The following is a 15,437-nucleotide window of genomic DNA, read 5'->3' as shown; positions in this document are numbered from 1 at the left end:
CCAATTTAAAAAAATAATTGGAATAATTTCTGTTTTATCAAATTCACCAATGACAGCGATAATGCTTCCCTCGTTGAAAGCGCTTTAACGCGGTGTCGACTAGAGTATTGCAACCCCTATGCCAATTTTATTTTTCCTTTAAATACAACAACTTAATATAAAGACAAGAACTAAGCAGGGTTTGATGGGGTCAAACTGTTGGTTTTTTGCAACACGTGCAAATAATTAAATATTTTAATTAATAATTTCAGTAAGTTAGATAGTCTTCTTTTTGCAACACTGAAATAAAATGGCATTAAACGTAGTGAAAAATATATTTAACAGTCGAAAATTAAGCCTTACCCAGCAATGGATAAGTACAACCTTGCTGTCGATGCTGCCGCTGGTGATTGCAGTAGCGTACGCCGCGTGGGAGATGAGTTTCCAAGCGCGCGCCCAACAACAGCTGGTTATGGATCAAGCGCAGATATCCCAGCTCAGCGTCGCCGTTCAAGAACTCAGTAAGGAAATTGAGCGCTCTGCGAGGCAATACCAATTGCTGCAAGACGCCAGCCTGTTAGAAATACTGCAAATAAAGCAGTTTCAGCTTAATTCAAGTCTCGACGAGATCACTGACCAACTACCTGCCCTTAAGAATTCCGACACCATCAACCGTATCGACTCCATTAGCGCCGACATTAATTCAGTGTCGCGCAGCAATGACGCCAGTCAAAAGCAGCGCTTAGAGTCACTGTACACAGATTTAAAAGAAAGCAGTAATACGCTATACCAACAGTTAACAAAGGCTATTCAAAGCAATTTGCGTAAAGCAGAGCAGGAACTTAACAACGTACTATGGCGGGTCCTCATCACGGGTTTACTGGCTCTGCCCGCCAGTTTGCTCCTCCTCGGTGCCAGCTCTATTATTGTTACTCGGTCAATACGCCGCCTATCTCTTGCTATCCACCATCTCGGTGAGCGCAGCTGGGACCAAACCATTGAAATAGACGGTCCATCCGATTTAATCGAACTTGGCCATCGCCTCGAATGGATGCGCCAGCAACTGCTTAGCACCGAACAACAAAAAGCCCAGTTCACCCAGCACATCACCCACGAACTAAAAAGCCCACTCGCTGCCATAATGGATGCTCAGGCCCTACTCGCCGAACAGATTCCCGGCAAAATCAACGAACAACAAATGGCGGTGCTAAAAATATTGCGCAGCCAAGCGGATAACTTACAGGAGCTTATTCAACAATTACTTAATTTCAATACCGTGTCTCAGGGCATCGCGGCCCACCAAGAACAGGTTGATTTAAACGCTATGAGCAAAAAGCTCATTGCACGGTATCGCAGCTTTTTACCCGACTCTGCGATCCAAATTAGCTGCAGCAATGACGCTGGGCTTTTCACTGGCAACACCCAGTTGATTGAAATGATTCTGAGTAATCTATTGTCGAACGCTATTCATTTTTCCAGTACTGCTGGCGCCGTTGCGGTGAACTGGGGCCATTGCAATATTGACGAACAGGGTCGTCCTCTAGTAAGTGACGAGGCCGGCAGTCATTGGTGGCTGCAAGTAAGCGACGACGGCCCCGGTATAGAACTTGATGAACAAGAAGCCGTGTTCAGGCCCTTCTACCAAGGTAAGAACAAGCGCCAAGGCGCCTTAAAAGGCAGCGGTATCGGGCTCGCTATTGTTAAAGCCTGCGCCGAACAAGCTAAGGCAACGCTTAATTTAAAATCCAGTAAGAATAAAGGCGCAGAATTTACGCTCTGCTTTCCAAAATAATGATGGCGCAAACTATGAAAAAAACCTCACTACTAGCACTTATTTCACTATTGGGCGGCTGCGCACTAATCAGCCCTAGCGGCGAAGACACAGCGCAACATACGCCAACACCGCTCAACAAAGCTTCGCCTCACCGAGTGACAATAATACCAGCGCCCCCCGAACCCGCTATTGCGCTGCTCGCAAAGCGTCAAGCTTGGTGCCTACTTCCCGAACCGGAACGAATACAAGTCGATGCGGTATTACGCGCAAAAAGTAATAATAGCAGCCTATTCCAACGTTTAATGTTGACCAGCTGCGCGCCGGAAAAATATACCGAACAAAGCCAAGATCTAATTCAAGCGCTTGATTTGGAAAAATTAAGCGAAGCCGAACGCGCATTACTGGCGCTTATTGACACGGCCAATCGCGACCTACTCCACACCCAACAGCAACGCGATACATTGCGGACCAAACTGCGCGAAACCATCGACGGTATCAGTAATATTGAAACCAAAATTAATAGTAGTGAAACCCAGCAGCAACGAGGTCAACAATGAATACTCAAAGCCGCATAAAAATCTTATTGGTCGACGACGATCCCGGTGTTTTGCAATTGCTGTCGATGCGCTTGGAGGCAATGAATTTTGACGTTATCTGTGCCGACAGCGGTGACAACGCGCTGGCGAAGCTACAGCTGGCGTGCGCCAATATTGTTATATCCGATTTGCGCATGGACGGCATGGACGGCATTGAGCTTTTTGAAAAAATTCAGCAGCTATACCCCGGACTGCCGGTGATTGTGCTCACCGCCCATGGATCCATTAAAGAGGCAGTTAGCGCGACCCAAAAAGGTGTTTTTAGCTTCCTCACCAAGCCCGTAGATAAAGATGAGTTGCTGAGCAGTATTCAGCAGGCCCTCAATTTAAGTAGCGACATCGCATCGAGCAGTGGCATTGAAAACAATATCATTACCTGTAGCGCGAAAATGCAGCAGTTGCTGGAGCAGACCAAGCTCCTCGCGCAAAGCGATATCAATATTATGATTCGCGGCGAAAGCGGCACCGGCAAAGAGCTATTGGCCAGCGCCTTACAAGCGGCGAGCAGCCGCGCAGACAAACCTTTTATCGCCATTAACTGCAGCGCAATTCCCGCTGAATTATTGGAATCTGAGTTATTTGGTCATGTCAAAGGCGCGTTCACCGGCGCCAGCCGCGACAACAAAGGCTTGTTTGCGAGTGCCGACGGCGGCACAGTATTTTTAGACGAAATTGGCGACATGCCCGCGCCCCTGCAAGTGAAATTACTGCGCGTATTACAGGAACAAAAAATACGACCGGTGGGCAGCCATCAAGATATTAACATTGACGTTCGGGTGCTGTCGGCAACCCACCAAAATCTGGAAGAAGCGATTAGCGAAGGCCGGTTCCGCGAAGATTTATACTACCGCCTAAATGTTGCCTCACTGTGTTTGCCCGCATTACGAGAACGGCGAGCTGACATACAGCTATTAGCTAAACACTTTCTAGAAAAAATAGCGGCGCGCAATAACAGTAGCGCCAAAAAATTCTCACCGGCGGCGCTGGGCGCGCTAATGGCCTACGATTGGCCTGGCAATATACGCCAGCTGAGTAATATCGTTGAGCAGCTTGCAGCACTTGCTCCAGCGGCCATTATTGGCGAGGCGCAAACCATTGCCGCCCTCCCGAAATCCAGTATACCGACCAAGGAAATGCCGCCCCTCGCAGATGCCCGCAAACTGTTTGAACGGGAATATTTAGAGCAGGTACTCCTACAGACCCAAGGCAATGTTACCGATGCCGCGCGGCAAGCTGGTCGAAATCGCTCAGACTTTCATAAGCTCATTAAAAAACACCAGCTCAACCCCGATTTATTGCGCAACGCGAAAAAGCTTAGTGGCGAATAAAGCTAGGTATATTCTTTGTTTGCGCTGCGACCGTCGCCATCGGCTCGCAAATAACCTTTGCTGCTCACCCAGCCCTGCGGGGTGTAAAAACCCCATTTCCGAATTTTTGGCCCTGTTATAAACAGGGTTAGGCTGTCGGGAGTTTTCAATAATAGGCGATGTGGTGCGCGACCTAATCTTGCGGTGAGGGAGCCAGTGCTCAAGGTCCGTGTACTGGCCGGCATTTCCTCTTCGATCTCGCCGCGCAGCACCATCGAGTAATTGAATAACCACGGGTGGTCGTGCAAATTAACATCGGGATCATTGCCGGTCACATGGTGCAGGTAAACGTTGAAAAGGCGGTTTCTGGGCACAATATGCCAGCGCCGCAGATAATCGACGCCAATAACCTTGGTGGGTGGACCTTGAATAATTTTTTCTGCTTTCGCCTGGCAAAGCGAGAGAATTAAAGCCGGTACGCGCATAACATGGTGCTCTTATTGCTAATCTCTACAAACCCCGCCCGCATACTACCACTCGTGGCAATACAGGCAATGGCTTAGCCGCCAAATGGCGTCGGCAGCGGCATAAAGACCAGCAAGCGCTTAGCTTAAACCACTGCCATGGCCTCGAAATGCGGCACCACTTCGCTGATTTGAATACGAGGTATTTGGTCAGTGTAATTGGGGAGATCAGCCATGATCTTGGCCACATGGGGTGAAAAGCCAGCCTGAAACTCGTCAATAGACACGCAGTAGACGTGACCCATTGCAATATATAGCGGTGGAATGCCGGCCTCTTCGCCAACAATGCCCCGATCTATGCTGTAAGACAGGCAATAATCGCCCATTAACTCCTTAACCATTGGAAAGTGCTGATCGCGATAATAAGCATGGTCAAACCGCGCACCTGGGGCATAAGGGTACATTACACTAACTTTAATCACGGCCGAACTCCTTGTATGTCGATCTCCATTGCCAAAGCTGTTACCGCCTTAAGCTGGGCTATTGATACTGCACCGTATTTTTAGCAGGTACCTAGCGACAGCAGCAAGTATTATTGGCTGAATTTTACCAAGCTCTGGCCTCGCTAATCCCTTAGAATAGCGTAATCCCCCACACAACCACCGGAGGCTAGGTATGGCGTCATTACAAGAGCAGCTTCTTAAAGCTGGCATGGTCGACGAGAAGAAGGCCAAAAAGATCAAGCAGGAAAAGCGTAAACAAGCCAAACAGCCCAAGGGCACGGTTATTGTTGACGAAACGAAAGAAGCCGCCAAACGCGCTCTGGCCGAAAAATCGGCCCGCGACCGCGAGATGAACCGTCTTCGCCAAGCCGAAGCCGACAAAAAAGCGATTCACGCCCAAATCATTCAGCTCATTACCCTCAACCGCATCGACCGCAGTCGGGGCGATATTGCCTACCAATTTACCGATGGCAAGAAAATCAAAAAAATCTTTGTCGACAGCCTACTCCAAACTCAATTGGTTAAGGGCGTCATTGCACTGGTTAAGCTTAAAGAAGGCTATGAGCTAGTGCCCGCCGCCGTGGCCGAAAAGATTAAGCAGCGCGACGAGTCGGCCATTCTGGTACACAACGATAAAGCCACCAGCACTGCCGACACCGTAGAAGAAGATGACCCTTACGCGGCCTACCAAATCCCCGACGACTTAATGTGGTAATTTGTTATTTTAAACCCTGATATGAACACGCCAACAAACACCAGAAGCAGCGCTTTGCAGGTGCTGCAAAGCGTCTATGGTTACGAGTCATTTCGCAACCAGCAAGCGGATATCGTCGACCATATCATTAGCGGTGGCGACGCCCTGGTGTTAATGCCCACCGGTGGCGGTAAGTCTCTGTGTTTTCAGGTGCCGGCGCTGGTTCGCGAAGGCACCGCAATTGTCATTTCGCCCTTAATCGCGCTAATGCAAGATCAAGTGATGGCCCTCCGCCAAAACGGCATAAAGGCTGCCTTTTTAAACTCCAGCCTCAATGGCATGGAGGCTAACGAGGTAGAAAACCAGCTGATGAATGGCGAGCTGGAACTGCTCTATATTGCCCCCGAACGGCTAATGATGCCGCGCATGCTGCAGTTATTAGAGAATGCGCCGCTGTCGCTATTTGCCATTGATGAAGCCCACTGCGTGTCGCAGTGGGGGCACGACTTTCGCCCCGAGTACATCAAACTTACGGTACTCCACGAGCGCTTTCCCGACATTCCGCGCGTCGCGCTAACGGCGACTGCCGATGGCCCAACCCAGCGTGAAATTATCGAACGCCTGTCTCTGCAGAATGCGCGGGTTTTTAACGACGGCTTTGATCGACCCAATATTCGCTACCGCATCACTGAAAACCAAGGCACCGCGCGGGAGAATTTACTGCGTTTTATCCTTAATGAACACGAGGGCGAAGCGGGTATTGTCTACTGCCTATCCCGCAAGAAAGTCGACGAAATTGCCCTGTGGTTGAGCAGCAAAGGCATGACCGCCCTGCCCTATCACGCGGGTTTGAGCAACGAAGTTCGGCAGCAACACCAAGAGCGCTTTCTGCGTGAAGACGGCGTGATTATTGTTGCCACCATCGCCTTTGGCATGGGTATCGATAAGCCCGATGTGCGCTTTGTTGCCCACCTTAATTTACCCAAAAGCATTGAAGCCTATTACCAAGAAACCGGCCGCGCCGGCCGCGACGGCCAACCCGCCAATGCGTGGATGGCCTACGGCCTGCAAGATGTAATTACCCTGCGCCAAATGCAGGGCAACTCCGGCGCAGAGGAAAGCCGCAAACGATTAGAGCAGCACAAGCTCGACGCCATGCTCGGCCTCTGCGAACTCACCACCTGCCGCCGCCAAGCCCTGCTCCGCTATTTTGACGATGTTCTCGACCACCCCTGCGGTAACTGCGACAACTGCCTAACGCCACCAGAAACTTGGGACGCCACTGTCGCCGCCCAAAAAGCCTTATCTTGTGTTTACCGCACAGGGCAGCGATTTGGCGTGAGCTATTTAGTTGATGTGCTGATGGGCAAAGAGCACGACCGAATCAGCCAATTTGGCCACGACAAAATTTCAACCTACGGCATTGGCACCGAGCTCAACGCCACCGAGTGGCGCACCCTATACCGGCAAATCATTGCGCGGGGCCTACTGCGTGTAGACGTAGAAGGCCACGGTAGCGTCCAGCTCACCGACACCGCCCGCCCAGTATTGAAGGGTGAAACACTACTCACCCTCCGTAAAATGGTAAAAGTAAGTAAAAACGAACGCCGCAAGGCCAAGACCTATACCGGCTCGGGCAACGCAGTATTGTGGGAGGCGCTACGCGAACACCGCAAAGCGCTGGCCAGCGAGCAAGAGATTCCGGCGTATATGATTTTTCACGACGCCACACTCGCGGAGATGAGCGAACGCCAGCCCCAAACCCTAGAGCAACTTAGCCGTGTTTCCGGAGTTGGCCAGAGCAAGCTAGACAAATACGGCGCAGGCTTTCTTGAGGTTATTCTCGCCAATATCAACGCCCAGCCCGCCGAAGACATCAACGACACTACTGCCATTAGTATTGCCCTGCTGAAACAGGGGTCTAACCCAGACGCCATTGCCAGCGAGCGCAAGCTCGCACTCACCACCGTTTACGGCCATCTCAGTCAAGGCATTGCCAGTGGTGAGCTCAAGCTCAGCGACGTCGTCACCTTGAGTGACACCGCGTTAAAAGAAATCCAGTTCGCCTTTGAGCACAGCGAAGACGGCAAAATGAAGCCAATTTACGAAATGCTCGACGGCGAATACGATTACAACGTGCTTAAATGTGTTAAAGCCACACTACACACAAGCTAAGCGGCGCAGAAATCACCCGTTTTTGCAGCGAAAAAGCAGGTAAAGTCGAAAAAGTATGCTTAACTTACCATTGATAGCACACCGATCTAACACAAGGCCTACGCTGTGAAAACGCCCGAGCTACCCGTTAATGAAAAATCGCGCCTCGCTGCCCTTAGTGCGCTTAACATTCTGGATACCCCGCCAGAAGATCGCTTCGATCGCTTAACCTTAATGACCAAGCAAACCCTCAAGGTGCCCGTTGCGGTAATCAGCTTAATAGACGAGAACCGTCAGTGGTTTAAATCTTGCGTGGGCTTAGACGTCAGCGAAACACCGCGCGACATATCCTTCTGCGGCCACGCCATTCACGGCGATGACATTTTTATCATTCCCGACGCCACCAAAGACGAGCGCTTCGCCGACAATCCGCTGGTAGAAAACGAGCCCAAAATACGTTTTTACGCAGGCTGTCCGTTAAAGGCTCTAGACGGCAGCAAGCTCGGCACCTTATGTATTATTGACCAAAAGCCTCGGCAACTCAGTGCTGAAGAACAACACATCCTCAAAAATTTTGCGGCCATGGTTGAGCGTGAACTATTTACCGTTCATTACGCAACCCGTGACACCCTAACCAATACCTATAACCGCGCCGGCTTTACTTTACTGGCCCAGCAGCAACTTGACATCGCAGACCGCGAAAAAACACCAATAACCGCCATTTTTATGGAGCTGACGCCAAGTTCTAGCAACGAGCCATTCAGTGTCAATCCGGACCACGCGATACGTATATTTAGCGAAAATATTCTGACAACACTGCGCGACAGCGACCTTTTTGCCCGAATTGACGAACATCGTTTTGTAATATTGCTGCGCGACACCCCTCTAGACGAGGCTCAGAATTTTGTCGAAAGACTGAAAAGTACAAACTTGCAAAACCCGAATAACGAAAAAAATAGCCCACCCTTCACCTCTATACGCTTAGCCGTTAATGTATTTACGCACCATACGGTAGCGATGCTACTAAGCGAAGGTGAGGCGATGCTCAAGGATAAAACCAAACACCGTGAGTGGCGCTAGATACGAGTGTATGTAGTGGCCGCCGAGATGAGTGAGGGCGACTTGGCAAAGCTAAGCCGCCCCAGCAATTTACAATTCGACGTTATGATAAACGTTTTGCACATCGTCTAAATCGTTAAGCATGTCCATAAACTTGTCGAACATAGCCACATCATCACCTTCGATGGTGGTAGTGTTTTGGGGCAAGAACTGAATTTCATCCACATCAAAGTCGGCTATGCCCATCTCAATTAAGGCTTGCTTGGCTTTAAAGTAATCAGTATTTGGCGCAAATACCGAGATTTTACCGTCTTCATTTTCAATATCGCTGACATCCACATCAGCTTCCATCAGGGCTTCTAGCACCGCTTCTTCATCATCACCGGCAAAAACGAAAATGGCAGAGTGATCAAACATATGGCTAACACTGCCCTGCGTACCAATTTTACTCTTGGTTTTAGTAAAGCAGAGCCGCACGTCGCCAAAAGTGCGATTGGCGTTGTCGGTTAAGCAGTCGATAATCACCATGCAATTACCCGGGCCATAGCCCTCGTAGCGCGACAGAGCAAAATCCTCACCGCCGCCGCCCTTGGCCTTGTCAATGGCCTTTTCGATCACATGGGTGGGTACCTGATCTTTCTTGGCACGCTCAATCATACCCCGTAAGGCTAAATTTCCAGTGGGATCTATACCACCGGCTTTGGCGCACACATAAATCTCGCGACCATACTTACTATAGACTTTGGCCTTGGCGTCTGAAGTCTTGGCCATGGAATCTTTGCGGTTTTGGTAGGCTCTGCCCATTGCGCTGCTCCGCTTTATTAACAAAGACGCCGATTTTACAGACAGGGGTTTGCTTAGGGAATCTTTTCGTCTAATTAAAGCGTGCTAATTGCAAAGCTCCGCTACCGTGGCCGCTCTGCGCTAAACGGTGACCAAGCACCATTCTGACGGATCCAAAACAGACCCACACGGTAAACTCCACAAGTTCCGCCCCTTTACCGGCCCAGCAGCCTAATTAACAAGCTAAGGGTTTAGCCGCTAAAAACGCAACATGGTAGCGCTGAATAAGCGCAAATACGGATGTTGAGGGTATTGGTGCAGACTCATCCAACAAAGGCAGTCGCCCCCCCTCTTCCCCCATCAAACCACGCAGGGTATTTAGAAAGCGGTTAACCACCAGAGAGCGACCAACAAAAAATTGCGCGTCACTATTTTCCGCCAAGGTTTCTTCAAGGTCCTGTTCCATGGCCTCCAGCAGAGGCATATAGAGCTCATAGTCTGCCAGCGCTACTTGGCATACAGTGGAAAGTTCAGGCATAAGCAACCCTGCTGTTAATTGTAAAAATGTTTAAAAACAAGAACCAAGTCATATCGAAGTGATATTTAAAGATTAAGGCCTTGCATTTTTATCATACTCGTTCAAATATAGGCGTTAGTGAGTAAGTTATCAATAATAATTAGCTTTAAGGCACACCCTAAGACTTGGCCTCCACCGACTAAATCCAGCAGGCCGATTAAGCCACAATTGCACGTCACAAAAAATTAGCCGAAACTGCGCCATCACTATTTGTATCAACTCAAATAGCGAGAAACCAAAAATACTAAAACAGGCAATAGAATAGATATCCATTTTTTAATACTGAAATAATTAGCTTCAAAAATTAAGGATATAAATTATCAAACCATTGTTTTTAAACATAAAAATGCAGTACTGATATTTATATCAATAAGCTTGTTGACAATACTATCAATATGGGTAGAATTATTTTGGCTTAAGCTCAATAGCTGAGCAAGCACCCCACATAAAACGAATAAGGTGAGGATAATATAAATGCACCTAGGATACCTAAACTGCGCCGATGAACTGGATGAGTTGGACGCAAACAATCGCCGCTCATTCCTTAAAAAAAGCGGTGCCGCTTTACTGATTGCCGGCGCGTCGCCAGCGATGGCGTTTACGGCCCCAAAATCGGCAAAAGGCAATGGCGGCGGATTTGATAGCAAAGGCCGCATGGGTATGTCGACCGGCGAAGACTGGATAGATACCTTTTTTAATGGCGGCGCTAAAGAAATCATCCATTACTATGCCGATGATTTTGTGTTTGAAGATATCACCTTCTTCCAAACTATCGAAACCAAAGAAGAACTCTACCGCGCCTTTTTACCCTTTGATAATAACGGCCCCGACTCCCCTCTAGGTGTTCACCAGTTCGATATTATTCGTTACGACGGCGGCCCTGCCGGCGATCGCACGGCCCTGCTGCGCCAAGGTGTCCCAGAGGGCTATAGCGAGAGCGAATGGAAAATGTGGAGCGCTGCAGCCAGCACCGGCGCAGACCACGACTACGATGAATGGGCAGTAATGAACTGGGTATGGAAAGCCAGTCACAATATGGACTTCCTAGGCTTGCCCGCCAAGGGTAAAACCACCCACACCCGCGGCATTACCTTTCACTGCTATAAAAACCGAAAAATTGTTCGCGAATTTACTTACTGGAACTTCCGTGACGTTGCGATCCAGCTCGGTGCATTTCCCGAACCAAACAAATTCTGGCTAAAAAAATAATCGTAATTTGTCGCGACCAACTGCGGTCGCGACATTTCAATAATCAAAACAATAACTGCGCGCCTGCGCTACAAAACCAATATGGGTGTTCTCAAATGACAAGGTTTCGTTTTAAACCAATTGCGCTCGCTATCGCCGCGCAATCCCTCGCCCTTGCGCTTCCTGTTCACGCGCAAGTTGAGCAAGCAGAAAAGGAAAAGCCAAAAAAATACTCAAGGGCATTAGAGGAAGTCGTTGTTACGGCACAAAAACGTGAGGAAAATGCGAACGACGTTCCCATTTCTATCCAAGCCTTCAGCCCCGGGCAGCTAGCTGCATTTGGCGTAGAAAACACCACTGACTTGATGAAGATTACCCCTGGGCTCGACATGGGTACCCAAGCGGGCGACTTTACCAGTGTCTTTATGCGTGGTATCGGCTCCGAAGCATGGCTGAGCTCCGACCCCAGCGTCGCAACCTACGTAGACGGCGTCTACTACCCCTTCTCACCGTCAGTAGCGCAAAACCTAAAAGGTGTGGAGCGCGTTGAGGTTCTAAAGGGGCCGCAGGGCACCTTGTTTGGCCGAAACGCCGTGGGTGGTGCGATCAACGTAGTTCTTAAAAAGCCCGATTTTGAAGACACCTGGACAGAGATATCAGTGTCTGGAAGCAAGGCCGAAGCCCGAGACATTTACGATGTAGGCATGTTCGTCAACGTTCCTCTTACCGATAACGTCGCCATGAACTTTGCGTCCACCTTCTCCCAAGATACAAAAATTTATAGCGACGACAGCACCATAAACGGCAAGCCGATTCCGGCTGACAAATTATTTGGCGCGCGAATGATGCTGCGCTGGCAGATGTCTGATCGGGTCGATACCCGCCTGACCTTGCAGGGCGCAAAGCGTGACGGCACATCTACTCTTGCCGCAAATATCAGCCCCACCCCGCTTGGCACTGCGGTCGGCATCGACGGCGAAGATGGTCGCAACTACAAAGTAGACCCCGATTTACCTATTTTTGGCCACCTGCAATCGTTTGTTATTTCAAGCCAAACAGATTGGTTTTTCGACAGCTTCGACATGAAACTGTTGCTAAGCCATCAGGCGCATAGCAATCCCTACAACTACGACTACGACGGCACCTCATTTCCCGGCGCATCATTTGTCGTACACCGCCACGAAGCTGACATTGACGAGGCTGAAATTCAGTTCCTATCAAACGAAGGTACGCCTTGGTCAGATTGGCTAACCTTAACCGGCGGCGCGTTCTACTTCAAAAATGAGCAAGGTTTTGACCCAGTTGAACTAACCGTTGGCGGCTTAGATCCAACTAATTTAAGCTCGGTGGGCGTTGAAGTTCCGCCAGAATTAGCCGATCTACTTTCATCAGTAACCGAACCATTGCTGGGCGGCGTAAAAACGCCTATCTATGCACTGTCTAACATCGGCTTAGTTGAAACCGAGTCTTGGTCGGTATTCTTACAAGCTACTGCCAACATCACTGAATGGATGGCGTTAACCCTCGGCGGCCGCTACCAAAACGAAGAGCGTGGAGTAGCTCAATCGGAAACCTCAATTCGTTTGGCTAATGGCACTCAGCGCACTTTAGTTAAATGGGAAGAAGCACGGGACGAAAACGACGAGCCACACGCACTAAGCGATGTAACAAAAGGCTTCACACCAAAAGTCGCGCTGGATTTTAGACCCTTCGACGACGGAACACTCTTCTATGTTTCATACCAAGAGGCGGTAAAAGCCCACTCGTATAATGCATTTGCTTTTTACTTAGCCCCCGCTTACGTAGAGGCAGAAGAAACCGTAGCTTACGAAGTCGGCTTAAAGACGACTTTGTTTGACGATACTGTTCAAGTAAACTTGGCGGCATTCCGATATGAAATAGAAAACCTGCAGACCCAGTCGATCTCGCTCACCAATGGTGGTGCATTGTCGCTGGATACGGCCGGTAGTTCGGAATCCCAGGGCTGGGAGTTCGATATTAAAGCCGATATTTTCCCTAGCATATTTGGCAACTTAATCGGCACTGTCAACGGCACCTTCCTCGATGCAACCTATACCGACTATGTCGATGGCGCCGGCCACGATCCTGAGACGGGTGTATTTACCCAGAACAATGATTTCACTGGCAATAACGTTACGCGCTCACCCGAATTTACCGGTTCTGCCTCACTGGCAAACACCTGGCTTATTCCGGGCGGCCCACTTGAAGCTACCGTTAGCTACTACTACAACGACGGATTCTTCTATGCAGCGACCAACGACCCGCGCTATTCGCAGCCTAAATACGACCTTTGGGGCGCTCACTTGAGCTACCTGCTAGAGGACGCAAACCTGCGCATTACCTTGTCAGGCCAAAACCTAAAAGATGAGTTTTATACCGCCGGCATGCTCAAGCTCGACTTTGGCGCAATGGCTTCACTAGGTACGCGGCGCACGCTTGGCCTACGCTTAGATTACGAGTTCTAAAAGATCACCGCGCAGCAATATAAAAAACAAAGTGAATCGATAAGTTCAAAAGGTGAACACAGTGAAAAATTTGATACGAAACATTATTGCGCCAACGAGCGCGATACTATTATTGGCCTCAGGGTCGGCCTTCGCACAATACGGTGAAGGCGGCGGTACTAGCGCAACTACAAGCAGCAGTGGTACTAGCGGCAGCACCGCATTTACAAGCTATCTCGACGTAATGTATAGCCTGCAAAATAGCGATGACGACGTACGCGGCACCACAACCACCCAAGGTGGTGGCGGTGGTGGTCTGGGCGGCGTACTGGGCGGTGGCGGCAACAATACCGAGCCCGTCCGCGACCCTGTTTTGGATCAAGGCCAAGGCATTACAGTACTCGCCGGCTTTAGGCGCAAAGGCTGGTATGGCTTTGAATTCGGTGGCAGCTACGCCAAGGACGAAGACGTACAAAAGCAAAGCTTATTGTTTAACACCCTCATCTATCCGTTTGAGAATAATTTTTATATCAAGCTAGCCAGCGGTGTTACCCGCTATGTGGAATACCCATTAGCACAGAGCGTTGATGCCTTCGAAGATAGTGATGATGATTTTATCACTATCAATTACGGCGCCGGCATCGGCTACGTGTTTCCATTCGAGCTTAGCGACACCCCCTTAGGCATCCGCGCCGAAGTGGTTTATCACGTTGCAGACCGCTTTCTGGAACGCGAGAACGATTTTGAAGAAGACATAAATGCCCCCGGCAACCTGAAAGAAATTCAGTTCAATCTCGGCATACGCATCCCCTTGCGATAGCAATTTGGGTGTGGAGAACGACACTAGTCGCCACCTCCACACCCTTTAGAAACCAGCAACGAACTACGGTAACTATTAATCCATTGTTAACAGCTGAAACTGTGATGCAGTTACTCTTTATAAATTGACCAAACCATTAATAACGACTTTAATTAGCCGTAGATTAAATAAACCGTCCAATTCGAATAACGAGGTTATATATGAACACCAGTAAATTGAAAAGCAACTTACTTGGCATTAGCTTCGCTGCAGCTATGGCAGCACTTCCCCTTACAGCCTCTGCACAACTACCCTCAGCTGGTGGCTTAAACAGCATTGCGAGCTTAAGTGGTGGCATGGGCGGACTAGATGGCCTAGGACAAATTACTGATATCGCAAGCACAGGAACAGACGCCCTCGGTGTCGAGCTTCCCGACTTTGGCTTTGGCCTACTTGACGGTGGTTTGGCGACATTAAGTACGCTCGGCGCCGACACTCTCATGGCCATTGTGGGCGGTGGCGGCATTAACGCAATCCCGTTACTTGGCGGCGACATCTCAGCTTTTCTTACCCCAGAAGGGCTGGTTTCGGGCCTTAGCGCACTTGCGGCCGATCAAGAGTTACCAATAGCCATACCTGTTGTTGGCCCTCATCCACTCAAGCTTTACGCGCCAGTGGTACTAGCAATTGTGAGCAGCCAAGGTGTTCCGGTTGGCGATATCCCGATGCCCTTCTAATTAAACCTGACTACTCGCACGGCTTGTTTTCACGCACTTATTCAATGTGATTACTTCGCTATTAGCGCGAGTCGGCGAGTATAAAAGGTCGGAATTAAAAGCTAAGAAGGCTTATATTTCGACCTTTTCTATTAACAAACAACAACATTTAACGCTGCTTTAAACATTGATAATAAAATATTTTTTGAACATTACACCTTAAATTACGCTCTGCAATTCGAGTGCGACAACAATTTAATCTAGTACAAATCATCAGTACGACCTACTACCCCGCTATACCGACAAGTATTTAAATATCAGCAATCGAAAACTGAACTTCTATATTGACAAATTTATTAATATCTATATTCTTATTGAT

General features: G+C 49.1%; 14 protein-coding genes. 10 read left to right on the top strand and 4 right to left on the bottom strand.

From position 1 onward, the window contains the following. Positions 1–304 precede the first annotated feature (304 nt). Genes AB4876_RS09955 through AB4876_RS09945 form a run of 3 tightly spaced genes read left to right on the top strand, consistent with a single transcriptional unit; the run spans position 305 to position 3,677 of the window. Positions 305–1,771, top strand: coding sequence for a HAMP domain-containing sensor histidine kinase (locus tag AB4876_RS09955; protein WP_368381507.1), 1,467 nt, complete (start codon positions 305–307; stop codon positions 1,769–1,771). A gap of 14 nt (positions 1,772–1,785) precedes the next feature. Continuing rightward, a complete protein-coding gene (locus AB4876_RS09950) occupies positions 1,786–2,310 on the top strand; it encodes a hypothetical protein (RefSeq protein WP_368381506.1) in 525 nt (174 codons plus the stop codon). Further along, positions 2,307–3,677, top strand: coding sequence for a sigma-54-dependent transcriptional regulator (locus AB4876_RS09945; protein WP_368381505.1), 1,371 nt, complete (start codon positions 2,307–2,309; stop codon positions 3,675–3,677). Before AB4876_RS09950 ends, AB4876_RS09945 begins: the two co-directional genes overlap by 4 nt. Positions 3,678–3,679: 2 nt before the next feature. Here the strand turns inward: AB4876_RS09945 and AB4876_RS09940 are convergent, their stop codons facing one another. After that, a complete protein-coding gene (locus AB4876_RS09940) occupies positions 3,680–4,141 on the bottom strand; it encodes a hypothetical protein (protein WP_368381504.1) in 462 nt (153 codons plus the stop codon). A 125-nt stretch (positions 4,142–4,266) separates the two neighbouring features. After that, positions 4,267–4,602 carry an EthD family reductase gene (locus AB4876_RS09935; protein ID WP_368381503.1) on the bottom strand — a complete coding sequence of 112 codons (336 nt, stop codon included), beginning with the start codon at positions 4,600–4,602 and terminating at the stop codon, positions 4,267–4,269. 193 nt (positions 4,603–4,795) lie between these two features. Between AB4876_RS09935 and AB4876_RS09930 the strand changes: the two genes are divergently transcribed. The 3 genes from AB4876_RS09930 to AB4876_RS09920 all read left to right on the top strand — a co-directional run bounded on the left by AB4876_RS09930 (position 4,796) and on the right by AB4876_RS09920 (position 8,551). Next, positions 4,796–5,338: a DUF2058 domain-containing protein gene (locus AB4876_RS09930; protein ID WP_368381502.1), complete on the top strand. Its 543-nt coding sequence runs from the start codon at positions 4,796–4,798 to the stop codon at positions 5,336–5,338. Positions 5,339–5,359: 21 nt separating this feature from the next. Further along, the gene (recQ, locus tag AB4876_RS09925; protein WP_368381501.1) at positions 5,360–7,492 is read left to right on the top strand and encodes a DNA helicase RecQ; all 2,133 of its coding nucleotides are present in this window, start codon (positions 5,360–5,362) and stop codon (positions 7,490–7,492) included. 105 nt (positions 7,493–7,597) lie between these two features. After that, the gene (locus AB4876_RS09920) at positions 7,598–8,551 is read left to right on the top strand and encodes a GAF domain-containing protein (protein ID WP_368381500.1); all 954 of its coding nucleotides are present in this window, start codon (positions 7,598–7,600) and stop codon (positions 8,549–8,551) included. Between the two features lie 69 nt (positions 8,552–8,620). Here AB4876_RS09920 and AB4876_RS09915 read toward each other — a convergent pair whose 3' ends face one another. Both AB4876_RS09915 and AB4876_RS09910 read right to left on the bottom strand, forming a co-directional pair. Then, a complete protein-coding gene (locus AB4876_RS09915) occupies positions 8,621–9,334 on the bottom strand; it encodes a YebC/PmpR family DNA-binding transcriptional regulator (RefSeq protein WP_368381499.1) in 714 nt (237 codons plus the stop codon). A 214-nt stretch (positions 9,335–9,548) separates the two neighbouring features. Next, entirely contained in the window at positions 9,549–9,851 is a 303-nt protein-coding gene (locus tag AB4876_RS09910; RefSeq protein ID WP_368381498.1) for a hypothetical protein, read from the bottom strand. Positions 9,852–10,364: 513 nt separating this feature from the next. Between AB4876_RS09910 and AB4876_RS09905 the strand changes: the two genes are divergently transcribed. From AB4876_RS09905 to AB4876_RS09890, 4 genes are all read left to right on the top strand, one after another. After that, positions 10,365–11,099 (top strand): twin-arginine translocation signal domain-containing protein, encoded by a 735-nt coding sequence (locus tag AB4876_RS09905; protein WP_368381496.1) that lies wholly within the window; start codon positions 10,365–10,367, stop codon positions 11,097–11,099. A gap of 95 nt (positions 11,100–11,194) precedes the next feature. Next, entirely contained in the window at positions 11,195–13,564 is a 2,370-nt protein-coding gene (locus AB4876_RS09900) for a TonB-dependent receptor (RefSeq protein ID WP_368381495.1), read from the top strand. Between the two features lie 61 nt (positions 13,565–13,625). Next, positions 13,626–14,363, top strand: a complete 738-nt coding sequence (locus tag AB4876_RS09895; protein ID WP_368381494.1) for a hypothetical protein — start codon at positions 13,626–13,628, stop codon at positions 14,361–14,363. Between the two features lie 200 nt (positions 14,364–14,563). Further along, complete coding sequence (locus AB4876_RS09890; protein WP_368381493.1) at positions 14,564–15,079, top strand: hypothetical protein; 516 nt, start codon at positions 14,564–14,566, stop codon at positions 15,077–15,079. Positions 15,080–15,437: the final 358 nt, after the last annotated feature.

It is taken from the genome of Zhongshania guokunii (assembly GCF_040892635.1).
In the GTDB taxonomy this organism is placed as follows: domain Bacteria; phylum Pseudomonadota; class Gammaproteobacteria; order Pseudomonadales; family Spongiibacteraceae; genus Spongiibacter; species Spongiibacter guokunii.
The sequence above is the reverse complement of the archived record's forward strand: the minus strand, read 5'-3'. Positions and strand labels throughout refer to the sequence as shown.